The 22,169-nt window shown below is 47.3% G+C and carries 23 protein-coding genes; 10 read left to right on the plus strand and 13 right to left on the minus strand.

Going from position 1 to position 22,169, the window contains the following annotated elements:
- Positions 1–58 precede the first annotated feature (58 nt).
- Positions 59–937 (minus strand): shikimate dehydrogenase, encoded by an 879-nt coding sequence (locus HRE53_RS13045; RefSeq protein WP_235110947.1) that lies wholly within the window; start codon positions 935–937, stop codon positions 59–61.
- Positions 938–1,000: 63 nt separating this feature from the next.
- On the minus strand, positions 1,001–1,339 hold the full coding sequence (locus HRE53_RS13050; RefSeq protein WP_010468720.1) for a P-II family nitrogen regulator: 339 nt from the start codon (positions 1,337–1,339) through the stop codon (positions 1,001–1,003).
- 551 nt (positions 1,340–1,890) lie between these two features.
- Here HRE53_RS13050 and HRE53_RS13055 point away from each other — a divergent pair.
- Complete coding sequence (locus HRE53_RS13055; RefSeq protein WP_212663816.1) at positions 1,891–2,985, plus strand: ABC transporter ATP-binding protein; 1,095 nt, start codon at positions 1,891–1,893, stop codon at positions 2,983–2,985.
- Here the strand turns inward: HRE53_RS13055 and HRE53_RS13060 are convergent.
- The 5 genes from HRE53_RS13060 to HRE53_RS13080 form a co-directional block, all read right to left on the minus strand.
- Entirely contained in the window at positions 2,936–3,916 is a 981-nt protein-coding gene (locus HRE53_RS13060) for a serine/threonine-protein kinase (protein WP_212663817.1), read from the minus strand. The two genes, HRE53_RS13055 and HRE53_RS13060, sit on opposite strands and share 50 nt — an antisense overlap.
- A gap of 161 nt (positions 3,917–4,077) precedes the next feature.
- The gene (locus HRE53_RS13065) at positions 4,078–4,437 is read right to left on the minus strand and encodes a single-stranded DNA-binding protein (protein WP_235110949.1); all 360 of its coding nucleotides are present in this window, start codon (positions 4,435–4,437) and stop codon (positions 4,078–4,080) included.
- A gap of 53 nt (positions 4,438–4,490) precedes the next feature.
- On the minus strand, positions 4,491–5,639 hold the full coding sequence (locus HRE53_RS13070; RefSeq protein WP_235110950.1) for an AI-2E family transporter: 1,149 nt from the start codon (positions 5,637–5,639) through the stop codon (positions 4,491–4,493).
- Between the two features lie 63 nt (positions 5,640–5,702).
- Complete coding sequence (gene glyQ, locus HRE53_RS13075; protein WP_235110952.1) at positions 5,703–6,584, minus strand: glycine--tRNA ligase subunit alpha; 882 nt, start codon at positions 6,582–6,584, stop codon at positions 5,703–5,705.
- Between the two features lie 131 nt (positions 6,585–6,715).
- Complete coding sequence (locus HRE53_RS13080; protein ID WP_235110954.1) at positions 6,716–7,267, minus strand: NYN domain-containing protein; 552 nt, start codon at positions 7,265–7,267, stop codon at positions 6,716–6,718.
- Between the two features lie 81 nt (positions 7,268–7,348).
- Between HRE53_RS13080 and HRE53_RS13085 the strand changes: the two genes are divergently transcribed.
- Entirely contained in the window at positions 7,349–8,620 is a 1,272-nt protein-coding gene (locus tag HRE53_RS13085) for a lipid-A-disaccharide synthase (protein ID WP_235110956.1), read from the plus strand.
- 8 nt (positions 8,621–8,628) lie between these two features.
- On the opposite strand, the gene HRE53_RS13090 is transcribed toward HRE53_RS13085, so the two are convergent.
- Positions 8,629–9,021 carry a hypothetical protein gene (locus tag HRE53_RS13090; RefSeq protein ID WP_212663823.1) on the minus strand — a complete coding sequence of 131 codons (393 nt, stop codon included), beginning with the start codon at positions 9,019–9,021 and terminating at the stop codon, positions 8,629–8,631.
- Between the two features lie 181 nt (positions 9,022–9,202).
- Positions 9,203–9,610: a transcriptional repressor gene (locus HRE53_RS13095; RefSeq protein WP_235110958.1), complete on the minus strand. Its 408-nt coding sequence runs from the start codon at positions 9,608–9,610 to the stop codon at positions 9,203–9,205.
- A gap of 301 nt (positions 9,611–9,911) precedes the next feature.
- Between HRE53_RS13095 and HRE53_RS13100 the strand changes: the two genes are divergently transcribed.
- Positions 9,912–10,775, plus strand: coding sequence for a helix-turn-helix domain-containing protein (locus HRE53_RS13100; protein WP_235110960.1), 864 nt, complete (start codon positions 9,912–9,914; stop codon positions 10,773–10,775).
- A gap of 143 nt (positions 10,776–10,918) precedes the next feature.
- Complete coding sequence (locus HRE53_RS13105) at positions 10,919–12,049, plus strand: sugar phosphate nucleotidyltransferase (protein WP_212663826.1); 1,131 nt, start codon at positions 10,919–10,921, stop codon at positions 12,047–12,049.
- Positions 12,050–12,403: 354 nt separating this feature from the next.
- Here HRE53_RS13105 and HRE53_RS13110 read toward each other — a convergent pair whose 3' ends face one another.
- Positions 12,404–13,756, minus strand: coding sequence for an oligosaccharide flippase family protein (locus HRE53_RS13110; protein WP_235110962.1), 1,353 nt, complete (start codon positions 13,754–13,756; stop codon positions 12,404–12,406).
- A gap of 188 nt (positions 13,757–13,944) precedes the next feature.
- Between HRE53_RS13110 and HRE53_RS13115 the strand changes: the two genes are divergently transcribed.
- The 4 genes from HRE53_RS13115 (at position 13,945) to HRE53_RS13130 (ending at position 16,115) form a co-directional block, all read left to right on the plus strand.
- Positions 13,945–14,898: a stage II sporulation protein M gene (locus tag HRE53_RS13115; protein ID WP_212663828.1), complete on the plus strand. Its 954-nt coding sequence runs from the start codon at positions 13,945–13,947 to the stop codon at positions 14,896–14,898.
- An 84-nt stretch (positions 14,899–14,982) separates the two neighbouring features.
- Complete coding sequence (locus HRE53_RS13120) at positions 14,983–15,339, plus strand: iron-sulfur cluster assembly accessory protein (protein WP_212663829.1); 357 nt, start codon at positions 14,983–14,985, stop codon at positions 15,337–15,339.
- Positions 15,340–15,351: 12 nt separating this feature from the next.
- Positions 15,352–15,777 carry a tetratricopeptide repeat protein gene (locus HRE53_RS13125; RefSeq protein WP_212663830.1) on the plus strand — a complete coding sequence of 142 codons (426 nt, stop codon included), beginning with the start codon at positions 15,352–15,354 and terminating at the stop codon, positions 15,775–15,777.
- A gap of 86 nt (positions 15,778–15,863) precedes the next feature.
- Positions 15,864–16,115 carry a hypothetical protein gene (locus HRE53_RS13130; protein WP_212663831.1) on the plus strand — a complete coding sequence of 84 codons (252 nt, stop codon included), beginning with the start codon at positions 15,864–15,866 and terminating at the stop codon, positions 16,113–16,115.
- Between the two features lie 18 nt (positions 16,116–16,133).
- On the opposite strand, the gene HRE53_RS13135 is transcribed toward HRE53_RS13130, so the two are convergent.
- Positions 16,134–16,430 (minus strand): hypothetical protein, encoded by a 297-nt coding sequence (locus HRE53_RS13135; RefSeq protein ID WP_212663832.1) that lies wholly within the window; start codon positions 16,428–16,430, stop codon positions 16,134–16,136.
- Between the two features lie 376 nt (positions 16,431–16,806).
- Here HRE53_RS13135 and HRE53_RS13140 point away from each other — a divergent pair, with 376 nt between their 5' ends.
- Complete coding sequence (locus HRE53_RS13140) at positions 16,807–17,694, plus strand: alpha/beta fold hydrolase (protein WP_235110964.1); 888 nt, start codon at positions 16,807–16,809, stop codon at positions 17,692–17,694.
- 13 nt (positions 17,695–17,707) lie between these two features.
- On the opposite strand, the gene HRE53_RS13145 is transcribed toward HRE53_RS13140, so the two are convergent.
- Together HRE53_RS13145 and HRE53_RS13150 are read right to left on the minus strand one after the other, a co-directional pair.
- Entirely contained in the window at positions 17,708–18,571 is an 864-nt protein-coding gene (locus tag HRE53_RS13145; RefSeq protein ID WP_235110965.1) for a bifunctional 2-polyprenyl-6-hydroxyphenol methylase/3-demethylubiquinol 3-O-methyltransferase UbiG, read from the minus strand.
- Positions 18,572–18,884: 313 nt separating this feature from the next.
- A complete protein-coding gene (locus tag HRE53_RS13150; protein ID WP_235110966.1) occupies positions 18,885–19,223 on the minus strand; it encodes a hypothetical protein in 339 nt (112 codons plus the stop codon).
- Positions 19,224–19,374: 151 nt separating this feature from the next.
- Between HRE53_RS13150 and HRE53_RS13155 the strand changes: the two genes are divergently transcribed.
- On the plus strand, positions 19,375–21,762 hold the full coding sequence (locus HRE53_RS13155) for a calcium-binding protein (protein ID WP_235110967.1): 2,388 nt from the start codon (positions 19,375–19,377) through the stop codon (positions 21,760–21,762).
- Positions 21,763–22,169: the final 407 nt, after the last annotated feature.

Here is a 22,169-nt window from a genome sequence, read left to right on the forward strand (position 1 = left end):
ATTAGCCTATTTTTCTGCTTAGAGAATTAAATAGACAGCCTTGAGTCTTCAACCAGGCTTAAGTAAAACAGGCCAGCAGTGCCTCTCGCATAATGTCTACGGGAGCCGGTTGGTCGATCCACAGGGATAGGGCGGCAGCTCCCTGCTGAACCAGCATTTCTACGCCTGTAATGGCGATGCGGCCACTGGATTGAGTCTTTTCCAGCAATAAAGTGGGATTGGGGGTGTAAATCAAATCATAGACAATGGCATCCTGGGGCAGCTGATCTATATCTGCTGTGGAGAGGGGAGATGCTTGGGTATGGGGAGACATCCCTACAGGGGTGGTGTTGATCAGCAAAGCTGCTAGGGGCAATAGACGGGGCAGATTCTCCCAAAGATGAATTTGAATATCAATAGACAGGGTCGCGGCACAGGTGGTCCGCAGTTGTTCTAATTTGGCACTTTGGCGACCAATGATATGAACTTGTGGGCAGCCCAGCTGAGCACAACCCGCTAACACCGCTCGGGCAGCGCCACCACACCCTAGGATGCAGGGGGTGACAGTAGACCAATCTCGATCTAGCGGCTGTAAAGGTGATAAGAATCCTTCCACATCCGTGTTGGTGCCTGCCCAACCTGTATCGGTGGGCCAAACGGTATTGACGGCACCTACGGCTTTGGCGATGGCTGTTGTTTCCGTCAGCAAGGGCATAATCGCTTGCTTGTGGGGGATGGTGATATTAAAACCACAGCATCCCAGCTCCCTTAAGCTTGAGACCACAGCAGGGAGGGCATTGGCGGTAACCGGAAAAGGGATGTAGACATACTCCAGAAAATGGTGATGCTGGGTCGCTAATGCTTTGAGAGCAGCATTGTGAATCACTGGGGATAAAGAATGTTCCACGGGATGACCCATGACGCCCAGCAATTTTGTGGCACCCGTAATCTGAACCATGTCTTGGCAACCGCTATGAATTGGATCTTGAATTGAAGGCGCTTTAAGGGCGCTTCTAGGAGGCTAGACGGCTTCGAAATCCTTTTCGCCAGTACGAATTCGTACAATCTGATCTACAGGGCTGATAAAGATTTTGCCGTCGCCAATTTCACCCGTGCGGGCAGCATTGACAATCTTGTCGACTACCATGTCTGCTTGGTGATCTTCGACCACGATTTCTACTTTCAGCTTTTGGAGAAACTCAACGGTGTATTCAGACCCCCGATAGCGCTCAGTTTGTCCCTTCTGTCGACCAAAGCCTCGGACTTCGGAGACGGTCATGCCGACTACGCCTGCATTGACCAATGCAATTTTGACTTCATCGAGTTTAAATGGGCGAATAATGGCTTCAACTTTTTTCAACGTCTTTGCTCCAAACTGTTAGCACAAGATTAATGTAATGAATAATCTGAGATTAACGAACGAACTTTATGGAAATATCATCATTTTCACAAAAGAAAATTTGTATGCCAGGCTACTAAAGTAAATTATGGCTCCCAGAAGCCTGGGGCCTGAACTGTGCACAGTATGGCCAGTAGGATGATGCTTGAAATTTTAGAATGCTGATGACCGATCCGGCAATTTTCCTTGGCGGCAGGTTTGTGCAGGCGAGATCAAAGGCGAATAGATTTCTGGCAAATACTGTCAAATCAGTAGACATATGATGACAATGGTTAAAGTTACCCCATGAACGTCTATGTCATTCTGTGACTAGCTTTAGCGATTTAGATTTTGGGTTTCTATCGGCCACTTAATAAGAATATGTTGCAGAAACTATCCCACTGCAGAGACAATGAAAAGAATTAACATGACCTATCTTTCCTAGAAGCTGTGAAGGTGAGCTGAACCATTCTTCCATTTTTGGATTGATCATTAGGGTCTGTGTCCATACCTTTTCCCGTGTTGTGTCTTTCATGGTTAATCCCGTTATTTTGCAGCTAGATAACATCATCAAGTGTTATACCGCTCACGCGCCTGCTGCAGTCAATCAAATTTCTCTACAACTGAAGCAAGGAGAGATCTTAGGGTTGTTAGGACCATCGGGTTGTGGAAAAACAACGTTATTGCGATTAATTGCTGGATTTGAGCAGGCAGACGCCGGGCAATTGTTATTGAATGGTCAAGTGGTTGCTGGGGTCCGGCAATGGACGTCTCCTGAACAGCGCATGATTGGTATGGTGTTTCAAGATTTTGCCTTGTTCCCTCATCTAACGGTTGCGGATAATGTCACCTTTGGCTTGAAGCAAACAAAGAAGATCTCGACTGAGGTGCAACAACAGCGCCAGACGGATGTATTGCGATTAGTGGGATTGTTGGGCATGGAAAACCGATACCCCCATGAACTGTCTGGAGGTCAGCAGCAACGGGTGGCCTTGGCTCGTGCTCTAGCCCCCCAACCTCAATTGGTGCTTTTGGATGAACCCCTGAGTAATTTAGACGTACAAGTTAGACTGCGCTTAAGACAGGAGCTGCGAGATATTCTCAAAACGGCTGGTATGACGGCGGTGTTTGTGACCCATGACCAGGAAGAAGCCCTTGCGATCGCAGATCAAGTAGCGGTGATGCGTCAGGGTTGTTTGGAGCAAATCGGTACCCCAGAAGAGATTTACCAACGTCCCCAGTCTCAATTTGTGGCGGAATTTGTCACCCAAGCCAACTTTTTGGAAGCTCAACGATACGGCAATGCGTGGCAAACAGAAGTCGGGGCTTTTACACCGAGCGAGGGGGGTGATCTGACTGCTGAAGATAATCAAGCCGTGGTAATGATTCGCCAGGAAGACTTAATTCTTCAGCCCGATCAGGCCGCCTCAACCATCATTCGCGATCGCCAATTTTTAGGTCGGGAATATCGGTATTGCCTTAAAACCCAGTCGGGCCGAGAGCTACATGCCCGCTCAAATTTTGTAGATGCTTTACCCATTGGCACTTCAGTCAGCTTATCGGTGGTGCCTCAAAACCTTAGGATTTTTCTTCAGAATTCAAGTCAGCCTGCCCAAATAGCTGCTTGATAAACGTATTGGCACTGGGGAACAGCCATTTTTGGGTAAAGGCACCATAGGCTAACCCAACCCCTAACATGCCAACTCCCCAGGATGCTGCGGTTTGCAGCATTTGACGCCGTTCAATAGAGGGCACTTCTGTAATCAGCTCGTTGACCTCTGCTAAAGCTTCAATGGCAGAGGGATAGCGTTGGCGGAAATCATACCGGACCATCTTATCGATAATGTCCCCTAGTACAGGGTTAATGGAGATATATCGTCGCCAAGCAATCTCACCGGTTTTCGGATCAAATGTGATCTTGCCTTTGGTCGGATCCATGCCTGTTAAAGCTTGAATGGCAATAATACCGACGGCATAGACATCACTACTAAAGTTGGGGCGACCAATAGACTGTTCGCTAGGCATATAGCCATCAGTGCCGATGACGACGGTTTGAGCAATCCGGCGCTTATTTTTAACGGAGCCAAAATCAATTAAGACAATTTTCTTATCTTTCTTGCGCCGAATGAGATTGGCAGGCTTGATATCCCGATGAATGACTCGGCGCTGATGGACATAGGTAAGGGTCGTCAGTACATCTTGCAGGAAATCAATCACCTTCGCTTCTGACCAGCGTCGCCAGCCAAACTCTTGCTTAAGGTTTTTCCCTTCGATGTATTGCTCGATTAGAAAAAAGTCTTCATCTTCTTCAAAGTCATCAAAAAACTGAGGAATTTGGTCATAGTCACCCAGGCGCTTCAGAACTTTAACCTCAGTCGCAAATAGGCGGCGAGACGTTTTTACCGTGAATAAGTCATCGGACTCGGTCTGCAGTTTTTTGACGATACAGCGACGTTTATCAGAGCGCTGTGTATCCGTCGCTAAATAGGTTTTACTAAATCCACCACTTCCGAGCGCTTTGATCACTTTGTAGCGGTCGGCTAATGTGGTTCCCAACATAAATGTACTCGGCCCTGCAGTAAATCATCATACTGTAGAGCCGAGCAAGGTCGCATAAAATCGCGAAAAAGCCGATTTTTTAAATAGAAATATTACAATTCGTGATCCCAACTTTAGGGATCATGGCTCAGATGGGGATGAATCGGTCACAGGCTTGCGCCTTAAAATTCATCTTCATAGGTGTTGACTGCACTGGGGTCACTATCTCGCTTTGATCCCAATAGGTCTAAGCGATCGACGCGAATGACGGGGCGTGAGCGCTCCGCACCTGTATTGCGGTCCTGCCAACGGTCAAATTTGAGCGCTCCAGAGACACCAATTAGACTGCCTTTACGGACATAACTTGCAGCGATTTCTGCTGTTTTGCCCCAAATTTCTAAACTAAACCAGTCAGGCTGATCATCCCGAGAGCGTCGATTGACAGCTAGGGTGACATTGCAGACAACGCTGCCGGACTCAAAATATTTAACGTCTGGGTCCATGCCTGCACGACCCACTAGGCTAACTAAATTTAAACTCATGGTTGGATTTCCTAGACGTAACTTAGCCAAGATGGCCATAATGCTGATCGATTCTAGCTGGATTCTTCCTCATCCCGCATTACAGTTGGTAAATCAGAGGGGCCATCAGCCAAGGCGACGATATCTGGTGTAAAGCTTGGATAGGGATCGGAGCGATTGTCTTCTCCCCAGCGATCCAAAATATCTTTGACCAGTACTTCTTTCACCCAAATTTGGCCGATCACCATGAGCGGCAGGGCCAAAAGCAGCCCCAAAAAGCCAAAGAAAATGGCAAACACAATTTGAGACAGTAAGGTGACAGCGGGCGCTAGGGAGAGCTGTTTGGCCATCACTGCAGGCACCAGCAAATATTGCTCCAACTGCTGAATCAGAATATAAAGGAGTAGTACTGCAACGGCTTTCCAGGGGGCATCTAGCAGAGCAATGGCCATGGGTGGCATCAAACTTAGGGTCGGACCAATGTTGGGAATCGCTTCTAGCAGTCCGGCAATCAGGGCATTGGCCAGCACTAGATCAACCCCTAACACCCACAGCCCCAGACCGCTAAAGACGGCAATCACCGTCATATTGAACAAAATGCCTACAATCCAGCTATCTAGGGCAGAATCACATAACCCCAGAATGTAATCGACGCGTCGCCGATAAAAGGAAGGAAACAAACGGATAAAAATGCGGCGATATTGGTCGGGATCGACCAAGAACATAATGGTTAACACCAGAACCAGCAGAATATTCAGGGCTACCAAAAGAGAGTTGGAAAATAAGGCAAAAAAGTTATTGACGACGCTTTCGGCAACGGCAGGAATCTTTTCCCGGAGATTGTCGATCAGTGAATCAATCGGAATTTCTATGCCAGCGCTGGGCATGCCAAAGGCTAAGCCGGTTTCTTGCGCTTCCCCAATCAGTTCTTCGATTCGGGTGAGGCTATCGGGTACGCGGTCCAGTAATTCTTGGGCTTGGGTCACAAAAGGTGGGATCACTAAAAGGCCAATCAAACCGGCCACACCCATAATGGAAAAAATCGCTAAGGCGACGGCTAGCCCCCGGCTTAGTCCCCGCTTTGTCAGCTGGCGAACTAGGCCATTCAGAGCAGAGGCGAGCACTACCGCCGTAAACCCTAACAGCAAGACTTGGCGAATTTCCCACAGAATGTAGAGAGACACCAAGAAGACGACTAAGCCAATCCATTTCCCTAGACTCAAAATCTGCCTCCAATATCGATATCACTAATTGGCAGGGAAGACTCCCCTCACGCTTACCGAATTTTAGGAGACGGATTGCGTTTTCAGTAAAGGGAATCCTAATTCTTCACGTTGCTGGAGGTAGAGTTGGGCGACTTGGCGGGCCATTTGCCGAATGCGGCCAATATAACGGGTCCGCTCCGTCACGGAAATAACGCCCCTGGCATCTAAAAGGTTAAAGGTATGGGAGCATTTGAGTACGTAGTCTAACCCTGGTAATACCAATTTTCTCTCTATAAGTTGCAAGGCTTCTTGCTCGTACAAACTAAAGAGCTGAAACAGTAGTTCTGGGTTAGAGGCTTCGAAGTTATAGGTGGATTGCTCAATTTCCCCTTGCAGATGGACATCACCATAGGTGAGGGTGCCGTTCCAATCAATTTTGGCAATGGCATCGGTTTCCTGCAAATACATGGTCAGTCGTTCGAGGCCATAGGTCAGCTCAATGGAAACGGGACGGCAATCTAGCCCGCCGCACTGTTGGAAGTAGGTAAACTGGGTGACTTCCATTCCGTCGAGCCAGACTTCCCAGCCGACACCCCAAGCACCAACGGCGGCATCTTCCCAGTTATCTTCAACAAAGCGAATGTCGTGATCTTCGGGCTGAATGCCTAGGACTCGCAGGGAGTCGAGATAAATATCTTGGATATCATCGGGGGAGGGTTTGACCAGGACTTGGTATTGATAGTAGTACTGATAGCGATTGGGGTTTTCGCCATAGCGACCATCGGCGGGGCGACGGCAGGGTTCGACGTAGGCCACGGCCCAGGGTTCTGGCCCCAAGGATCGCAAAAAAGTATGGGGGCTTTTGGTGCCTGCCCCTTTTTCTATGTCATAGGGCTGGACGATTAGACAACCGCGATCGCTCCAAAATTCGTGGAGTTTGGCAATAACGGATTGAAAATTCACAGCGCTTGACCTGTTTGTAGATGGGTGTCAGTTACCTAGTCTACGAGGCTCGTTTACATTTTGGTCGCTTTTTTCACAACTCCTCTCGTAGAACATGAAGGGTTAATGAGAAGTGGAGGGTTACAACTGACTCAGCTCCAGCGCAATTGTTCTAATTTACGTTTGGCTTCTGGGTCCAGAGAGTGAGCGAGTAAGCGGCTGGGTGAGCGTTTCTTCGCATTTTGCTTAGAGCGAATTTTGGTGGTGGTGGCCGCCATTTCCTTGACGAGCTGTAGGGCTGACATCCACTCCGCACCATATCCCATCACCGTCAGCTGTTGCGCTCGATCAGATGTTGCCACAATGATCCGAGCCAGTCGAGAGCGAGCTTTGGCACAGTACATCTCAATATAGGTATCTGCTGTTTGGCCATAGTCGGTGTAGTAGAGATCCAGGGATTCCGTAAAAGGTTCGCAGATTCCTTTCTCTTGCCGATTCTGGGCATCAAAAACCAGTCGTGCCTGATATCCTTGAAACGCGCTGTAGTTGGCAAGGGCATCCGCAAGGTGAAGTCTGGCGGTTTCCAGTTCTGGGATATTTTCAAAGATCTCAGCAGAAGCGTGACCGTTCTGGTGTTGTGACCAAACACCAAGGATGTTGTAACCGTCTACTAATAAGATCGGTTGCTCAGAAGACGCCGCCATGCCAATTCGTAAATTTTTTTTAATATTGCTTAATCATTCCTTTATTGTGACATTTCTACTGCACTTCCGCAGGTTTATCTGATGGCCGAAGTCTTGGCCGATCTTGTCATTCTCACCAATGGCCCTGGTGAACTTTCTACTTGGGTTCGACCCGTACTGCAAGGGTTAATGATGCGACCTCAGTTTAGTCGAGTGTCTATCTTGCTCTCTCCCTGTCCTCATGCTGGAGGCAATGAGCAGATTGTTGCAGCAACTTTCCCAGGGGTTGATCGGGTGTTAGGACCAGAACAGTTCTTTCCTTTTCTACTCTGGGGAAAAACGCCCGATGCATGGAAGTGGCATCGACAAGGAGTGGTGGTTTTCTTGGGAGGCGATCAGTTCTATGCCGTGGCGATTGGCAAGCGGTTAGGCTATCGAATCGTTACCTATGCTGAATGGACTCCTCGCTGGTTACCTTGGATTGACCACTGTGGGGTGGCTCAGTCTCAAATTCTAAAAAAGGTCCCGCGTCGGTATTGCTCCAAGGTAACGGTGGTGGGTAATTTGATGACCGATATTCAACCGAGGGCCGATTCTGCCTCTTTTTTAGATCAGTTAGGGTGGTCTCTAGGAACGGAAATAGTCGGGCTATTGCCAGGCTCAAAGCCTGCCAAATTACGGGTAGGGGTGCCTTTCTGCCTGGGAGTTGCAGATCATCTTCAGCAACATCGACCCCAAGCACAATTCATTATTCCCGTTGCTCCCGGTCTTTCCTTGGCGACTCTAGCTCGCTATGCCGACTCCAGCGATAACCCTTGGATTTCGAACTATTTAGGAAACTCTGCCACCTTCGTTCAACCAGACCAGGGGCTTCCCTATCTCTCCACGCCTCAGGGCACTAAAGTCTGGCTGTGGCTGCCCAATCCTGCCTATGATTTGCTAGTGCATTGCCAAATTTGCCTGACCACTGTGGGTGCCAACACAGCTGAACTAACGGCTTTAATGGTGCCGATGATGGTGATTCTGCCAACCCAGCATCTGGCTGGGGCACCTATTGGGGATGGTTTGCTGGGTCTAATGGCTCGCCTACCATTTGTCGGAGAAGTGATTAACCGCTATATTCTGCTGCCAGGGTTTAAGGCTTGGCCTAATATTTGGGCAGATCAAGAGATTGTGCCGGAGTGGGTTGGGCCTTTATCTCCTAAATCCGTTGCTCAATACTTGCAAACTGTATTAGCTTCTCCATCCCGTCTGCAAGCCATCCAATTGTCTCTGAGAGCTGTTCGGGGTGAAGTGGGTGCTGTTTCTCGCTTTGCCCAACTAGTATCAGCAACCTTGGCAAAAGAGATGCTTTCTGAAGATCGTATGACCTAGAATTCACCTTAATAATCTTGGGATTGGCTATCGCGACGGCCCAATTCGTAGACGCCACCGATCAGCAAGCAAATCATTCCTAAACTGACACCCCAGCTACGGCCTCCAAAACCCCAGGTACTCGCGCAATAACAGAGGCTACCTACTATTAAAAACGGCAAAATACTAATAAGGGATGCACAGACTAAATTGCGGGCTTCACGAGCAGGGCGAGATTTCTCAAATTCTTCTGCCGATAGATATAAGGAGCGGTCAACGAAGTTAAGCCATCGGCAGAGCTGAGTTGTGATCCACTGACTCAATGGATTAAATCCGATGTATAGACCTGTGGCCCATAGACTCCCCCCGGCAATGGGTAGAGCTTCGATCTGAAACTGAAATGGAAAAACGTCAATGACCATAGGTGATGGAGATGCCGAAATCGCAGACTTTAGGGCTGCAATCTTTGGAGGTAGCAGTAAACGTGAAGGTTCATATCACTATGACATCAAATCCTTAATAAACCCACAAAAATCTTAACTCTTATGCGGTTCAATAGGCTGAAATATCAAATTTAGGTCGTGAATTAGCTGATTTAGATGTCTAAGACTTTGAATGAGACTGTTCAAGCTGACATGGTGTGCAAATACCGAAAAATTCTAGCGTATGGTAGAAAATCTCGAACTTTGATGATTTTCTGAGCTGATTTTCCAATTCATGAACAGGGCATTCTTCCTCTTGGATGGGAATAGAAACGCCACATTGTAGACAAGTGACATGATGTTTATCTTGTTGAGCAGCGGTATAAAGGGTTTCGCCATTGTTCAGCAGTCTGGCCTGAATAATACCACTGAGTTTGAGGGTATCTAATGCCCGATAGACCGTGGCTAGCCCCAGGGTTAATTGAGCTTTACGTAACTCAAGATAGAGTTCTTGAGCAGAAATCTCCCGGTTCAACTTTTTTAAAAGTTTGAGAACGGTATTTTGGCTGCGAGTAAGGTGTGATTTCATGAAAAGGGCATCAATAGTAATGATGCAGTGGCCAAGTGCTTACAAATAGGGTGCCTCAAAATCTCGATTGCATATCGTATAGAAATGATCTAATGCGCTCCCATCCTAGAATAGACCAACATATCTGACTTGAGTTTGTTACCTTAAGGACGATGTTTGCTGCCTACACCCATTAGATTGGAGATCACTCTGGCAGAGCACGATCAATGTTCAACCCACAACATACTAGGATATGGGGGGGAAACGCTTCTCCATTATTTCTCACTCATAGTGTTGATGACCTCGCCCTAGAACCAATTTTATGACGCGTAGCAAGCTCTCAGATTCCGATAAGCAAACCATTACTCAACTCTTTCGCGAGTCTGAAGAGACCATTGCCCAACTGGCAACTCGCTTTGAGGTCAGTAGTTCAACGATTCGGCGCATTATTAAAAATCAGCTACCTGATCAAGAATACGATGCGCTAATTGCTACGAAGCAAGAGAAGCGAGGCCCTAAATCTTCTCGAAAGCAGTCTCCTGTCCTTGCTGCAAAGGCAGAGGTAGCTGAAGAGCCTAAGCCTGTGAAGGTCATCGACGCACCAGTACGGCCAGCGCCTATTAAAAAGCGTAAGCAAACAGAAGAATCAGCTGTTGTAGCAGAGGTAGAAACACCGTCGAAGTTGGCCGTTGCACAGCTCGATGGCCAGGAAGATCTTGCCGAAATCATTGCTGACATTGAGCATGATCTGCATGATCTACCTGCAGTTGATGCAGAGGAAGATACCGATATAGATGATTTTGATACAGATGATGCTGATCTAGAAGATGGCTTAGATGCAGATGATGGGTTGGGGATCAACCTAGAAGCCGTTGAACTCATTCAAGTGTTGCCCTTTTCAGAAGCAAAGTTTCCCAAAACCTGTTACTTAGTGGTGGATCGGTCGTCGGAACTGATTACGCGTCCGCTACAAGCGTTTGGAGAATTAGGCACGATTCCAGAACAAGAAGTGGACGCAAAAACCTTACCCATTTTTGACAATCATCGGATTGCGCGTCGTTTTTCCCATCGCACCCAAAGAATTGTGAAAGTTCCCAACAGTAATGTCTTGAAAAAGACATGCCCTCAATTACTAGCGAAAGGAATCACACGCTTGCTAATCAATGGCCATGTTTATTCTCTATGACGCTTTTTTTAAGGCCTAGGGCAATCTAAGTTATGAGCTATGATGCCTAGACAGGTAGCGTGATATACACCTACATAAACTCTGAGAGTCAGAATATAAGTACTACAGTTAGTTGCTAATTCTTTATAAGCAAGAAATTTGATATGAAAGCGATGATTTTGGCGGCGGGTAAAGGCACCCGCGTTCGCCCAATAACATTCACTATCCCTAAGCCCATGATTCCTATCATGCAGAAGCCTGTGATGGAGTTCTTAGTGGAGCTCCTTCGTCAGCATGGCTTTGACGAAATTATGGTGAATGTCAGTCATTTAGCAGACGAGATCGAGAACTACTTCCGAGATGGGCAGCGTTTTGGTGTAGATATTGCTTACTCTTTTGAAGGTCGGATTGAAGATGGCAACCTGATTGGAGATGCAGTAGGTTCTGCAGGTGGCATGCGCCGCATTCAAGATTTTTCACCTTTCTTTGACGATACGTTTATTGTCTTATGTGGGGATGCTCTGATTGACCTGGACCTGACGGCAGCAGTGGAATGGCATCGGCAAAAAGGCTCGATTGCCACTATTGTCATGAAAACAGTCGATCCGAACGATGTCTCTAGCTATGGTGTTGTTGTTACGGATGAAGAAGGGCGAGTAAAGTCTTTCCAAGAAAAACCCAGTGTCGATGAAGCACTTAGCAACACTATTAATACTGGCATCTATATTTTTGAACCTGAAGTTCTCGATCTGATTCCCTCGGGTCAAGAGTTTGATATTGGTGGTGACCTCTTTCCCAAACTGGTGTCGATGAACATGCCTTTTTATGGCATTGCCATGGATTTCCAATGGGTAGACATTGGTAAAGTCCCTGATTATTGGCATGCCATTCGTAGTGTATTGATGGGCGATGTCAAAAATGTGGCGATTCCAGGTCATGAAGTGAAACCCGGTGTCTATACTGGGCTGAACGTTGATATCGACTGGGATAAGGTTGATGTTCAAGGTCCCGTTTATATCGGTGGTATGACACGCATTGATGAAGGGGTTAAGATTATTGGCCCCACTATGATTGGTCCCAACTGTCATATTTGTACTGGCGCAACCGTAGATAACAGCGTTATTTTTGAATATTCACGCTTAGGGTCTGAAGTGCGCCTTGTCGATAAGCTGGTTTTTGGACGCTATTGTGTGGATAAAACCGGTGCTTCGTTGGATGTCCGAGCTGCATCTTTGGATTGGCTCATTACGGATGCCCGTCAAGATGCCCAGGCTCCGTCACCGATGGTGAGCTAGGTTCGTCGAATTTTTATTTTAGCGAAGACGATTATGGCATTGCTCCTAAGTTTTGGGTATTGCTTAACTATGACGTGGCTGTGGGGGAATCGTCCTAAAAAAATCAACCCCATTTTTGATGCCGAGTTTTTGAGTTTCGTCCCACAACCGCTCAGTGCAGCGATAGTGAGTGAGATGAGGGATGGCTGGATATCAATTACGTAATCGCCGAACGCTGATCGCAGACTATTGCCGAGCCAGTGATGGGGATGCTACTTACTGTCCCCACATGGTACCTACCAATACGCGAATCAGGACGCCCTAAAATAGGCCAATTCCAAAAAAACATAACTTTGTCGGGCTTGATAATTAGCATTAGGCTGGCTGTGATAAGAGTGAATGAATCGGTAGGTCGAGATTAAAATAAAGACGAACTGCAATAATCAGCGCTAAACACCCTAGTAACAGGAATGTTGCTAGTAAATCTTGCATCAAGCCATTCAGGCCTTCTCTCAGCAGACCGTAATTGACAGCCAGATAATAAAACAGATCATTGAGGGCGACTCCCATAATTGCTCCTGCATTGCCAAAATATTGGAAGCCCATCCAAATACCAATGATGGTGCAGGCAAGGCGCAAGATGTTGCCGCAGGTGGTGTATTGAAATTTGCCCATGGCGAATAAATAGGGTTCATTCGTTTGGGAGAGTAAGCGAGGCCAAATGCCTAAAGCCAATATGGGGAGCATCCAGGAGGCATCGAGGTAGCGGGGGTCATACAGAGTTGTGATCAGCAAATCACCAAACCCTGCTAAAACGACCACTAAGAGCAGAGAGGCCAAGAGGAACGGGCGACGGTTTTTGAGAATCTTGGGGACAAGGATGTCTCGGGGCTGGTCAATGCTTTTGCTGATGGCAGGAAAAATCACTTTATTGCTGATGCTCATCACCACTTTGTAGGGCATATCGCTGAGGGTAAAGGCAATTCCGTACACACCCAATAAACTGAGTGAAAAAAGGTCCCCAAGTATCAGCCGATCAGCTTGTTCTGCTAAAAAGGTTAGAGCTGTATTGATAAAAATCCATTGGCCTAGGGTAAGCAAGTCTTTTAAAGCATCCTTTTCCCAAGCAAATTGGTTGCTGGAACCGGGAAAAAGAAAGTGACTCCAAACCATTTTCAAAAATGTAGAGGCCAACCCCCCAGCGACTAAGGCCCAGATGCTAGGCGCAATTGCTGCCCATATAATCATGATGATTATGCCTACAGCTTGAGTCGATAACTCGAACACCACTTGTTTCTGCACATCAAGATGTCGTTCAAGCTGGGCAATTGCGGTGGATTCAAACCCCGAAAAAATCGTGGTGATGCCGACTATAGGAATCAGCCAGAGCAACTCAGGATGCTGGTACAGGGTGGCAATGGGCCAGGCAATCACCAGGCAGCCGAACCAGAGAACGAACCCACGAATGACGTCAACGGTCCAGGCTGTATTGAGAAAGACCGGATCGTCGCCTCGCTTATTTTGGACTACACTCCAGCTGGTTCCCAGATCTGAAAAGAGTTGGAGACCAATAATAAAAATATTGGTGAGGGCCATCAACCCAAATAGTTCTGGGTATAGCAACCGGGTCAGAATAAGATTGCCACCGAATCGCAGACCTTGACTGCCGCCATACCCGATTAGAGTCCAGAGGGTGCCACGAATGACCAACTTTTTGAGGGATGCCATAGATTGGGGTTGAATGAGGGCAATATATGGGCCACCCTTATCCCTGTCTATGATGCTCTCAATGGAGAAGGCTATTGTCTTGTGGTTAGAGACAAAAGCCACAGCATCATGGATTGAGATATAGGAGACCTATGTCAAGATGACGGTTAAAGCTGGAAAACTGGAAGTTGTAGAAAGTTTAAACAATTATGGATGGACAGCGGTGGCTGGCACGTCAAGAACCCCAGTGGCGGCGATATGAAAGCTTGCTACAAAAGGCTGAAAAAAGAGGCCTGAAGAAATTGACTGGTCGAGAAGTGCAAGATCTGAGTGGGCTTTACCGGATGGTGGCTGCAGATTTAGCACGGGCACGAGCTCGACAATTAGGAACAGGGGTAACGGATAAGCTGAAGCAACTGACCTTGCGTGGGTATTCCCAAATTTATCAAGGGGGGCGCCGGTCGGCTTGGCGCTCGGTGTGGGAGTTTGTTTGTTGGGACTTTCCGGCTGTGGTGCAAGAAACCTGGGTGTTTACGGTGCTGGCTACGGCGGTATTTTTAGTGGGAGGCTTGATTGGCTGGTGGTTTACCTGGCGTGATCCAGTGTTTATGAATTTGGTGATTCCTCAACGGATTATCGATATTGTCCAAGAAGACGGGCAACTATGGATGGGGTCGATTGTGGGTAGTGAACCCCTAGCTTCGAGCGATATTATGCAAAATAATATCAGTGTCACCTTCTCGACGTTTGCCGGAGGGATGCTGGCGGGGTTGGGGACCCTCTATATTCTGTGGATTAATGGGCTAAGCATTGCTGCGATCGCAACTCTAGTCGGTCAGAATAAATTAGCCTATCCTTTTTGGGCTTTTGTTTTTCCCCACGGTGCTTTGGAACTGCCCGCGATTTTTTTGGCCGGAGGAGCTGGGTTGTTACTGGCGAGGGCAGTGGTTTTCCCAGGACGATACAAACGGCTAGTCGCCTTAAAGTTGTACGGTGCCCAAGCGATACAGCTGATGTTTGGAGTAGTGCCGATGCTGATTATTGCTGGGGGCATTGAAGGATTTTTCTCACCTTCTCCGGGAGTCCCTGCGCCTGTTAAGTATGTTGCAGGTCTGAGTTTGTTATGGGGATTATTGCTATATTTGCGCCGTCGCCCGGCGTGAAGGCAGCTTATGTAAAAGCCCTGAGATAGAATAAACGTTAGAAGCAGTTGTTTATATTGATTTGCAGAAGGAATAGGTGAACCCATGGTACAAGCAACTCAGTCTCAACAACGTGGCATTATGATGACTGACAATGCCCTGAAGCACGTTCTGGAATTGCGAGAGAAGCAGGGAACAGATCTGTGCTTACGAGTAGGTGTTCGGGGCGGTGGCTGTTCTGGTATGTCTTACACCATGGACTTTGAGGATCCTAAGAATATTCAGGGCTCGGATGAAGTATTTGATTATGACAGTTTTAAAGTCGTGTCCGATCCCAAGAGTATGCTGTATATTTATGGTTTGGTTCTCGACTACAGCGATGCCTTGATTGGGGGTGGGTTTCAATTCACTAACCCTAATGCGACGCAGACCTGCGGTTGTGGAACGTCTTTCTCTGCCTAGGATTATTTGGGAATGACTGACACTACCCTTGACGATGTCTTTAAGGAAGCTTTAGATCGCTATCAAGCAGGTGAGCCTGCTGAAGATTTGATTCCAGTATTTAAAGACATTTGCGATCATGCCCGTAAGAGCAGTCCCGCTTGGACTTGCTTAGCCTGGCTCTATTTGCTAGCGGACAAGCATAACTCAGCTTATAAAGCAGCCCAAAAAGCGGTCAAGCTGAATCCTCAAGATCCGCAAGCGCGAGTTAATCTAGTGGTTGCCATGCTGGAAACAGGACAAAAAGGCGTTCGCAAGCATATCGAAATTGTTCAGCAAATTGCAATGGCAGTGCCTGAATTGCGAGATGAGCTGCAAGAAAGTTTTGACGATGGCTTGAAGCGCAAGCCAGATTGGGCCAGCTTAGAGCGGGTGCAGGCTTGGGTTTTTGAGGGATAGTTGCTCTCAATATGAAAAAATGAGAAAGACATCAGTTCGCCAACTGATGTCTTTTGTAGTTGAAGCCAGAAAAGTAGGAGAGAGTTATGTTTGAAAAACTCATCAATGGCATTAACACTGTCCTGATGCTCGACGTATTTTTCGTAATCTTCTGTTTTATCTGGTTTTTAGTAGGGCTCCTAGGACGACAGCTAGGAATCCCTCTGGGATTTGATGTGTGGTATTCCCTTTGGCCCAACGTTATCCAACCTGCAATTGGGTTGGTGATGGCAGGTTCCATATTGACAGGCATCGTTGGCCAGATTCGCAAACGCATGCCTTCTTCTCAAGAGTGGTGATGGATGGTTGTCAGCTGGCTAAAGACGCTCAAATCTGTCTGGCGACAGTTCATCTAGATCGTCTTCATCATCCCAGTCATCGTATTCGATTACAGGATCTGTAAGAACAGCTTGTTGGACTTCATATAGGGTTAACCATTTTCCTGCTTCATGGATCCGTCTGGGAGGATTCTGATAGCGGGCGAAGAACCAGGGTGGAGTGGTGGGTTGAGTGATTTCAGCTTGAACACGATAGGGATCAAGATCAGGATAATTAGGATCCCGCTCAACCTTCACCCATACTTTTTGGCCAATTAATTCGTCTGGAGACAGCATGATGATGGTTCGAACTTGAGCGCTAACATTCTCTTAAACACTTCTATTGTACAAAAATGAGGAATCTCAGAGTTGTACTTAAATGGATTCTCAAGGATTGGTTTTTAATAATCTAATCATTCCCAGCTTAAATGGCAACTTGACTTTCCGTATGGGATCAGTTCGGGGATCAAAGATGCAGCCTCTGATACCAAGGACGAGATCACTTATTTTTTGAGGTCTATAAAACCACAAGACTAAAAATTTAGTGTATTCATAAAAAAAGGGGGATTCATATCAATATTGCTACGATCATGGACCGCTATGTCCAAAATGTTCGGTCTGCTTGTGCAATAGCGAATCCCCTATTCACTCAGCATTTTTCAAGGACCTAATTGTGACAGTTGCATTAGAACAGACTCCAACCGCCCAGTATTGGCAGTGGCAGGGATGGCGGATTCATTATGTACAGAAAGGTGAGCAAGGTCCCTGTGTGGTCCTGCTCCATGGCTTTGGTGCTTCTACAGACCACTGGCGCAAAAATATTGAAGAGCTCTCCCAGTATTACCGGGTATGGGCAGTCGATATGTTGGGATTTGGCCGCTCTGAGAAACCGGATATGGACTATACCGGGGATTTATGGCGGACTCAAATGCAGGCTTTTTGTGAAGAGGTGATTCAAGAGCCTGTGTTTATTGCTGGAAATTCTCTGGGTGGCTATGCCAGTCTCTGTTTCGCGGTAGATTGTCCACGATGGACGCGAGGGGTCATATTGCTCAACTGTGCTGGATCTTTTGCAGAAGTTGAGCCTAAACCTGAGCTGTCGGCTTGGCGACAACAGTTGCAAGAGCGGCGCAAAACCGTGATGCGATCGCGTCCTGTGATCAACGTCATGAGCTACTTCTTGTTTAACCGCATGCGGAAGCCAGAAAATATCCGCAAAGCTTTGTCCCAGGTGTATAAAGATCAATCGGCCGTAACGGATCGCTTAGTTGAAGAAATCTATCAGCCCTCCCTAGATAAGGGAGCGCGGGGCGTTTTTGCAGGTGTGTTTAAGTCACCGCCTGGCCGCAAGCTCGATGACTTGCTACAAAGCTTGGGCTGCCCTCTTTTCCTACTCTGGGGATCAGCAGATCCATGGATGACGCCCCAGAAAGCAGAGAAATTTCAACAGTTCTACCCTGCGGCTGATTTAGTCTTAGTCGATGCAGGACACTGTCCCCATGATGAGCGTCCAGAAGTCATCAATGCTGAGCTGCATCGCTGGATCCAGCAGCAGTTATAGATGGCAGGCCCGATTATTTGACCCCAGCGATGGTGATCGTCCTGAAAATCAGAGACTTTTCAGCGCAGGTGCGTCTTAGAGCAAAGGGGAGGAGTCCCACTCCCTTTTCAAGGGCAAGGATGAACAGAGAGATCGGGAAAACAATGGGTAAAGACAGTATTCGATTTTTGAAGACCTTATACATCCGAATTTTGGAGAACCCTGCCCGTTTAAAGAGCTGGGCTAGTTCAACAATCGAATATTCCTTGAGATGGAACCCTGTGGCAACTTCATCAAAATACTTGGAGATGTCGTGGGGGCCAGATAATCGATGGGGCGTGACGCAGACATAAGTGCCGCCTGGTTTGAGGGCAGTGCAAATATTCTTAAGCTGGTCGTAGGCATCTTCGGGATGCAAATGCTCCATCAGCTGGTGGCTATAGGCTAAATCGATACTGCTAGGTTCCGTGGGAATACTACAGCCATCGGAAATAATTAAGTCAACGTTTTTGGGTAAGGCCAAGTCTTTGGTAATTTCGGTGGCGACATCCACGGCATAGACTTGCTGGACATGGGGGGCAATTTCGCGGCAGAGGTGACAGTTGCCAGGTCCGATTTCCAGAAATGTTGAGTCGTCTGACATAAAGTGCTGCAAAAAGTCGATGCGTTGCTGAATGAGTTTGTTAGCACTGGTATCGGCTGGGCGAGAGTGATGGGAATGATGAGTCACTTTCGTGAATAGGGCATCGTAGAGTTGGGTGTAAAGTGACCCTTCTATGCGCTCGGATTGGGTGGAGTGCCGGAGCTGATCAGCGAGCTGTTTTTCGATGTGGTAATGCTCGGTAATTTGCTCAACGGTTCTGTCATCTGAATCTTTTATCTTTAGCTGTGTACTCATAGTTCTATTTATAGGTATAAGAAATCTGGCTTGGCCAGCGCACCTGGAGGTCTGGAAGACCATGGTTAAGGGCGCTGTTCAGGGGAGAGAACACATGCTTACCACTATAGCCTTGCCCTCAGATACTGACGAATAAGGGCATTTTTGAGGAGAGTAAAGGTAGCGCAGAAGGCTGAAATATTCTCAGGGAAAGGATTGTATAAGAATGTCTTCTCGATATCAAATCAGCGACTTAGATTTCTGGAACAACTGAGGCAAAAAGTGAGGCATTTTCACTTTAGGTTTGGAGTAAAAACATCTAAATAAGTGTCCGTTAGTATTTTAATTTAAACAAATAAAATTTTAGCTGATTCATTTCTGAATAGGGCTGAAGGAAACCTAAAGCTGGCATGAAAGAAATCTGAGAAAGCTGAAAGCTATATGAGAAGAATTTTTCAGGACATCTACTCTTTGATTGCTGGAGAAAAAGTGAGGCAAAAAGTGAGGCTTTTTTGCTGTGCAGATCTTTTATTGTCAAAACAGTAAGGTCATTGAAATCAATTGGGTTTGCATAACGCTCCAAGTCTGACCTCATGGCTTGTGAGTTGACATCTTTCTCAAATCTGGGGAGTGCTCCTCCTATTTGTTGAGTTCTCCAAAATAGCTTTGACACGTACCGCAGGCATTTCTTGCCTTGCGGCCGGTGAATCGTGCTGTTTGTGCAGTTCATCTGTTGATCTTGCTTCCCCTGTTGACGATGGGCAATAGCCCGAGTTACGACCACATGCAAACAATTTGTCTAGAAAAAATCTGGAGATGCAACTATGCCTAATTTCAATTCACTCAATGATGGCGATCTAGAAAATGGTCCTGTTGTGCTAGATGAATTCCGCGAATCTTTGCGCGTCCGCTCGGGTCAAAACTTACAAACGGGCGATCAAAATAGCGTGGTGACGGAAGACGTCCTCAACACAGTTGTAGTAGAAGACAATGCTGCGATTGAGAGCAATGACACGGCTGTGGAAGCCAATGGTTTAGCCAGCATCATCTTTAACCAGGGCACCATTGCTGGAGGTGTGAATGGTGTCAGTGCGACGGGCAATCGTTTCCGCTTGTTTAACCGGGGCACTATTGCGTCTGACAGCCGAGCGGTGGATATCAGCGATGGGGATGGCAGCATTGTCATCAATTCTGGTTCGATTATTGGCACAGACGATCAGCGAAACGGGACTTTATATGTCGATGGCACCGTCGATAACTTCCGGCTTCTCAATCAACGCTCGGGCGTTATTGATGCGGGAGATGGCAATCTTGGAGATGCCGTTTCGGTACAGGTGGGTGCTACAGATGATCCCACCAGCGAGGGTATCAATATTGTCAACAATGGTTTATTCCAAGGCCGGGGCGATGGCCCAGAGGTTTTTGCCAACGGTGCCCGAGTCGCCCCTAATGGGTCAAGCGGCCTTCGATTCTTTAATGGCTCAGGTCAGCCCGAGACTGCTGTCAGTGGATCTGTGATTAATAACGGTACGATTACCGCCGAAGTGAATGTGGGCTTTCTCGGCGGCTTGGTCGTGGAAGATGGCGTGGGTTTTGATGGGCAGATTGTCAATGGCCGTAATGGTCTGATTGAAGGGCCTCGGAATGGTCTTTATATTGGTAATGCAGACCATGATCTAACGATTCGCAACTTTGGTCGCATCGAGTCTGGGAGTCGGGCGGTCAATATCGACGGCACAGGTGTAGATTTACTGAACTATGGCACCATCACGGGTACCGGCAATCAGCGTAATGGCACTGTTTACTCAGATGCCACAGCAGATAACTACCGAATTTTTAATGGCCGTTCGGGCGTCATTGATGCAGGAGTTGGTAACCAAGGAGCAGGAATTGCCCTGCAGACGGGTGATATTGCAGGAGATGTTGTTAATTCGACGTTAACTAACTTTGGCACGATACAGGGTCGAGGTCAGGCTGCTGCTAACTTAGGTTTAGCAGGTGATGGTCTACGAATTTTTTCTGGTGTCGATGGTGGAGGAACCGTCTATCGTGGCAACATTTTTAACCAGGGTCGAATTCTTTCCGAAAGTTTGCAAGGTCCGACTGCTGCAGTTCGATTTTCCAATGGCCTGGCCTATGAAGGGACATTGACCAACGCCAGAGGAGGACTCATTGATGGTGCTCAAAATGGCTTGTATTTTGGCGATGCTGACCATGATGCAACGGTGATTAATCGTGGCACCATTCAAAGCGGCAGCCGAGCTGTCAACATTGATGGTTCTGGTGTTGATTTGCGTAACTTTGGTCAAATTTTGGGGACAGATGATCAACGTAACGGTACAGTTTATGCCGACTCAACTGCAGAAGACTACTTCATTTTCAATGGACGTTCAGGGTTGATTGACGCCGGTGAAGGCAATAACGGTGCTGGTGTTTCCTTGCAGACAGGCGATGAAGATGGTGATATCGTCGAAGCCTCACTCCGCAATGACGGTTTAATCCGAGGCCGTGGAGATGGCGTAGGTAATCAGGCTGGCGACGGTGTTCGTCTGTTTACGAGTGTGGCTGGATCCACAACCTTTGCGGGGGATTTGGATAATCGAGGTCAAATCTTTGGTACGGATGATGGCATCGATATTCAAACCGGGGTAACGCTAGATGGCGACATTAATAACTCAGGTTTGATTGCCGCAGATGAGATTGGGGTCAATATTAGTGGAGCGCTTAATGGTGAATTGAATAACCAAGGCACCATTACCGGTGGAGTCGCTGCTATTGATGCGAGTGCAGCCACTGCTGGCGTTACCGTTAATAACCAAGGGGAGATCAATGGCGATGTCATCCTGAGCAATTTTGACGATATCTTTAACGGTGCTGAAGGCACGGTGAATGGGGCAATTAATGGCGGTGGAGGCAACGACCGTTTGATTGGGAGCCGTCAAGACGATTTCCTAACCGGCGGTTTGGGCCAGGATACATTTGTATTTGCAGCAAATTCAGGGATTGATGTCGTCACAGACTTTGCAACGTCTGGCGAGATTGATGTGCTTGATGTCAGTGCTGTCTTTAGTGATATCAGTGAGATTTTGGGTGTTGACGGTGCTGCCACTCAGGTGGGCGCTAATACCTTGATTGATTTAGGAAATGATGATTCGGTACTCCTATCAAATGTCAGTGTGAATGACCTAACAGTGGATAACTTTATCGTTTAAGCCAGATAGCGGCAGGCTCCAAGCCTGCCGCTTTGGTCGTCCGTGGTTGCGTCAAATTGCCATCGGTTTGGGCAGGATTACTCTGATGGGTTCCCATTCAACAGCAAGGCTATGACTCAACCCATTTGCTAATAGGTCGGTCACTGCTAATTGGATAGCTGTAGCAAAGCAAAATTCCCAGCCCTATTCCGCTATATCTACTCGCCGAGCTTGCCTAGCTAATGAGCTAACGATTCTGCCTTTATGGCCTGGGAAGTGGATGCATAAATATTCACTCACTAACTGATAAATAGTTGGCTGCCTCAACCACTGGTATCAAGCAACATTAGTTCTGATTAGAAAAGGTAGTTTATGACTGAGTGTAAATCTTGGATAACTAATATCACTTAAATTATTTAGCCAAGATA

It is taken from the genome of Acaryochloris sp. 'Moss Beach' (assembly GCF_021497025.1).
GTDB classification, from domain to species: domain Bacteria; phylum Cyanobacteriota; class Cyanobacteriia; order Thermosynechococcales; family Thermosynechococcaceae; genus Acaryochloris; species Acaryochloris marina_A.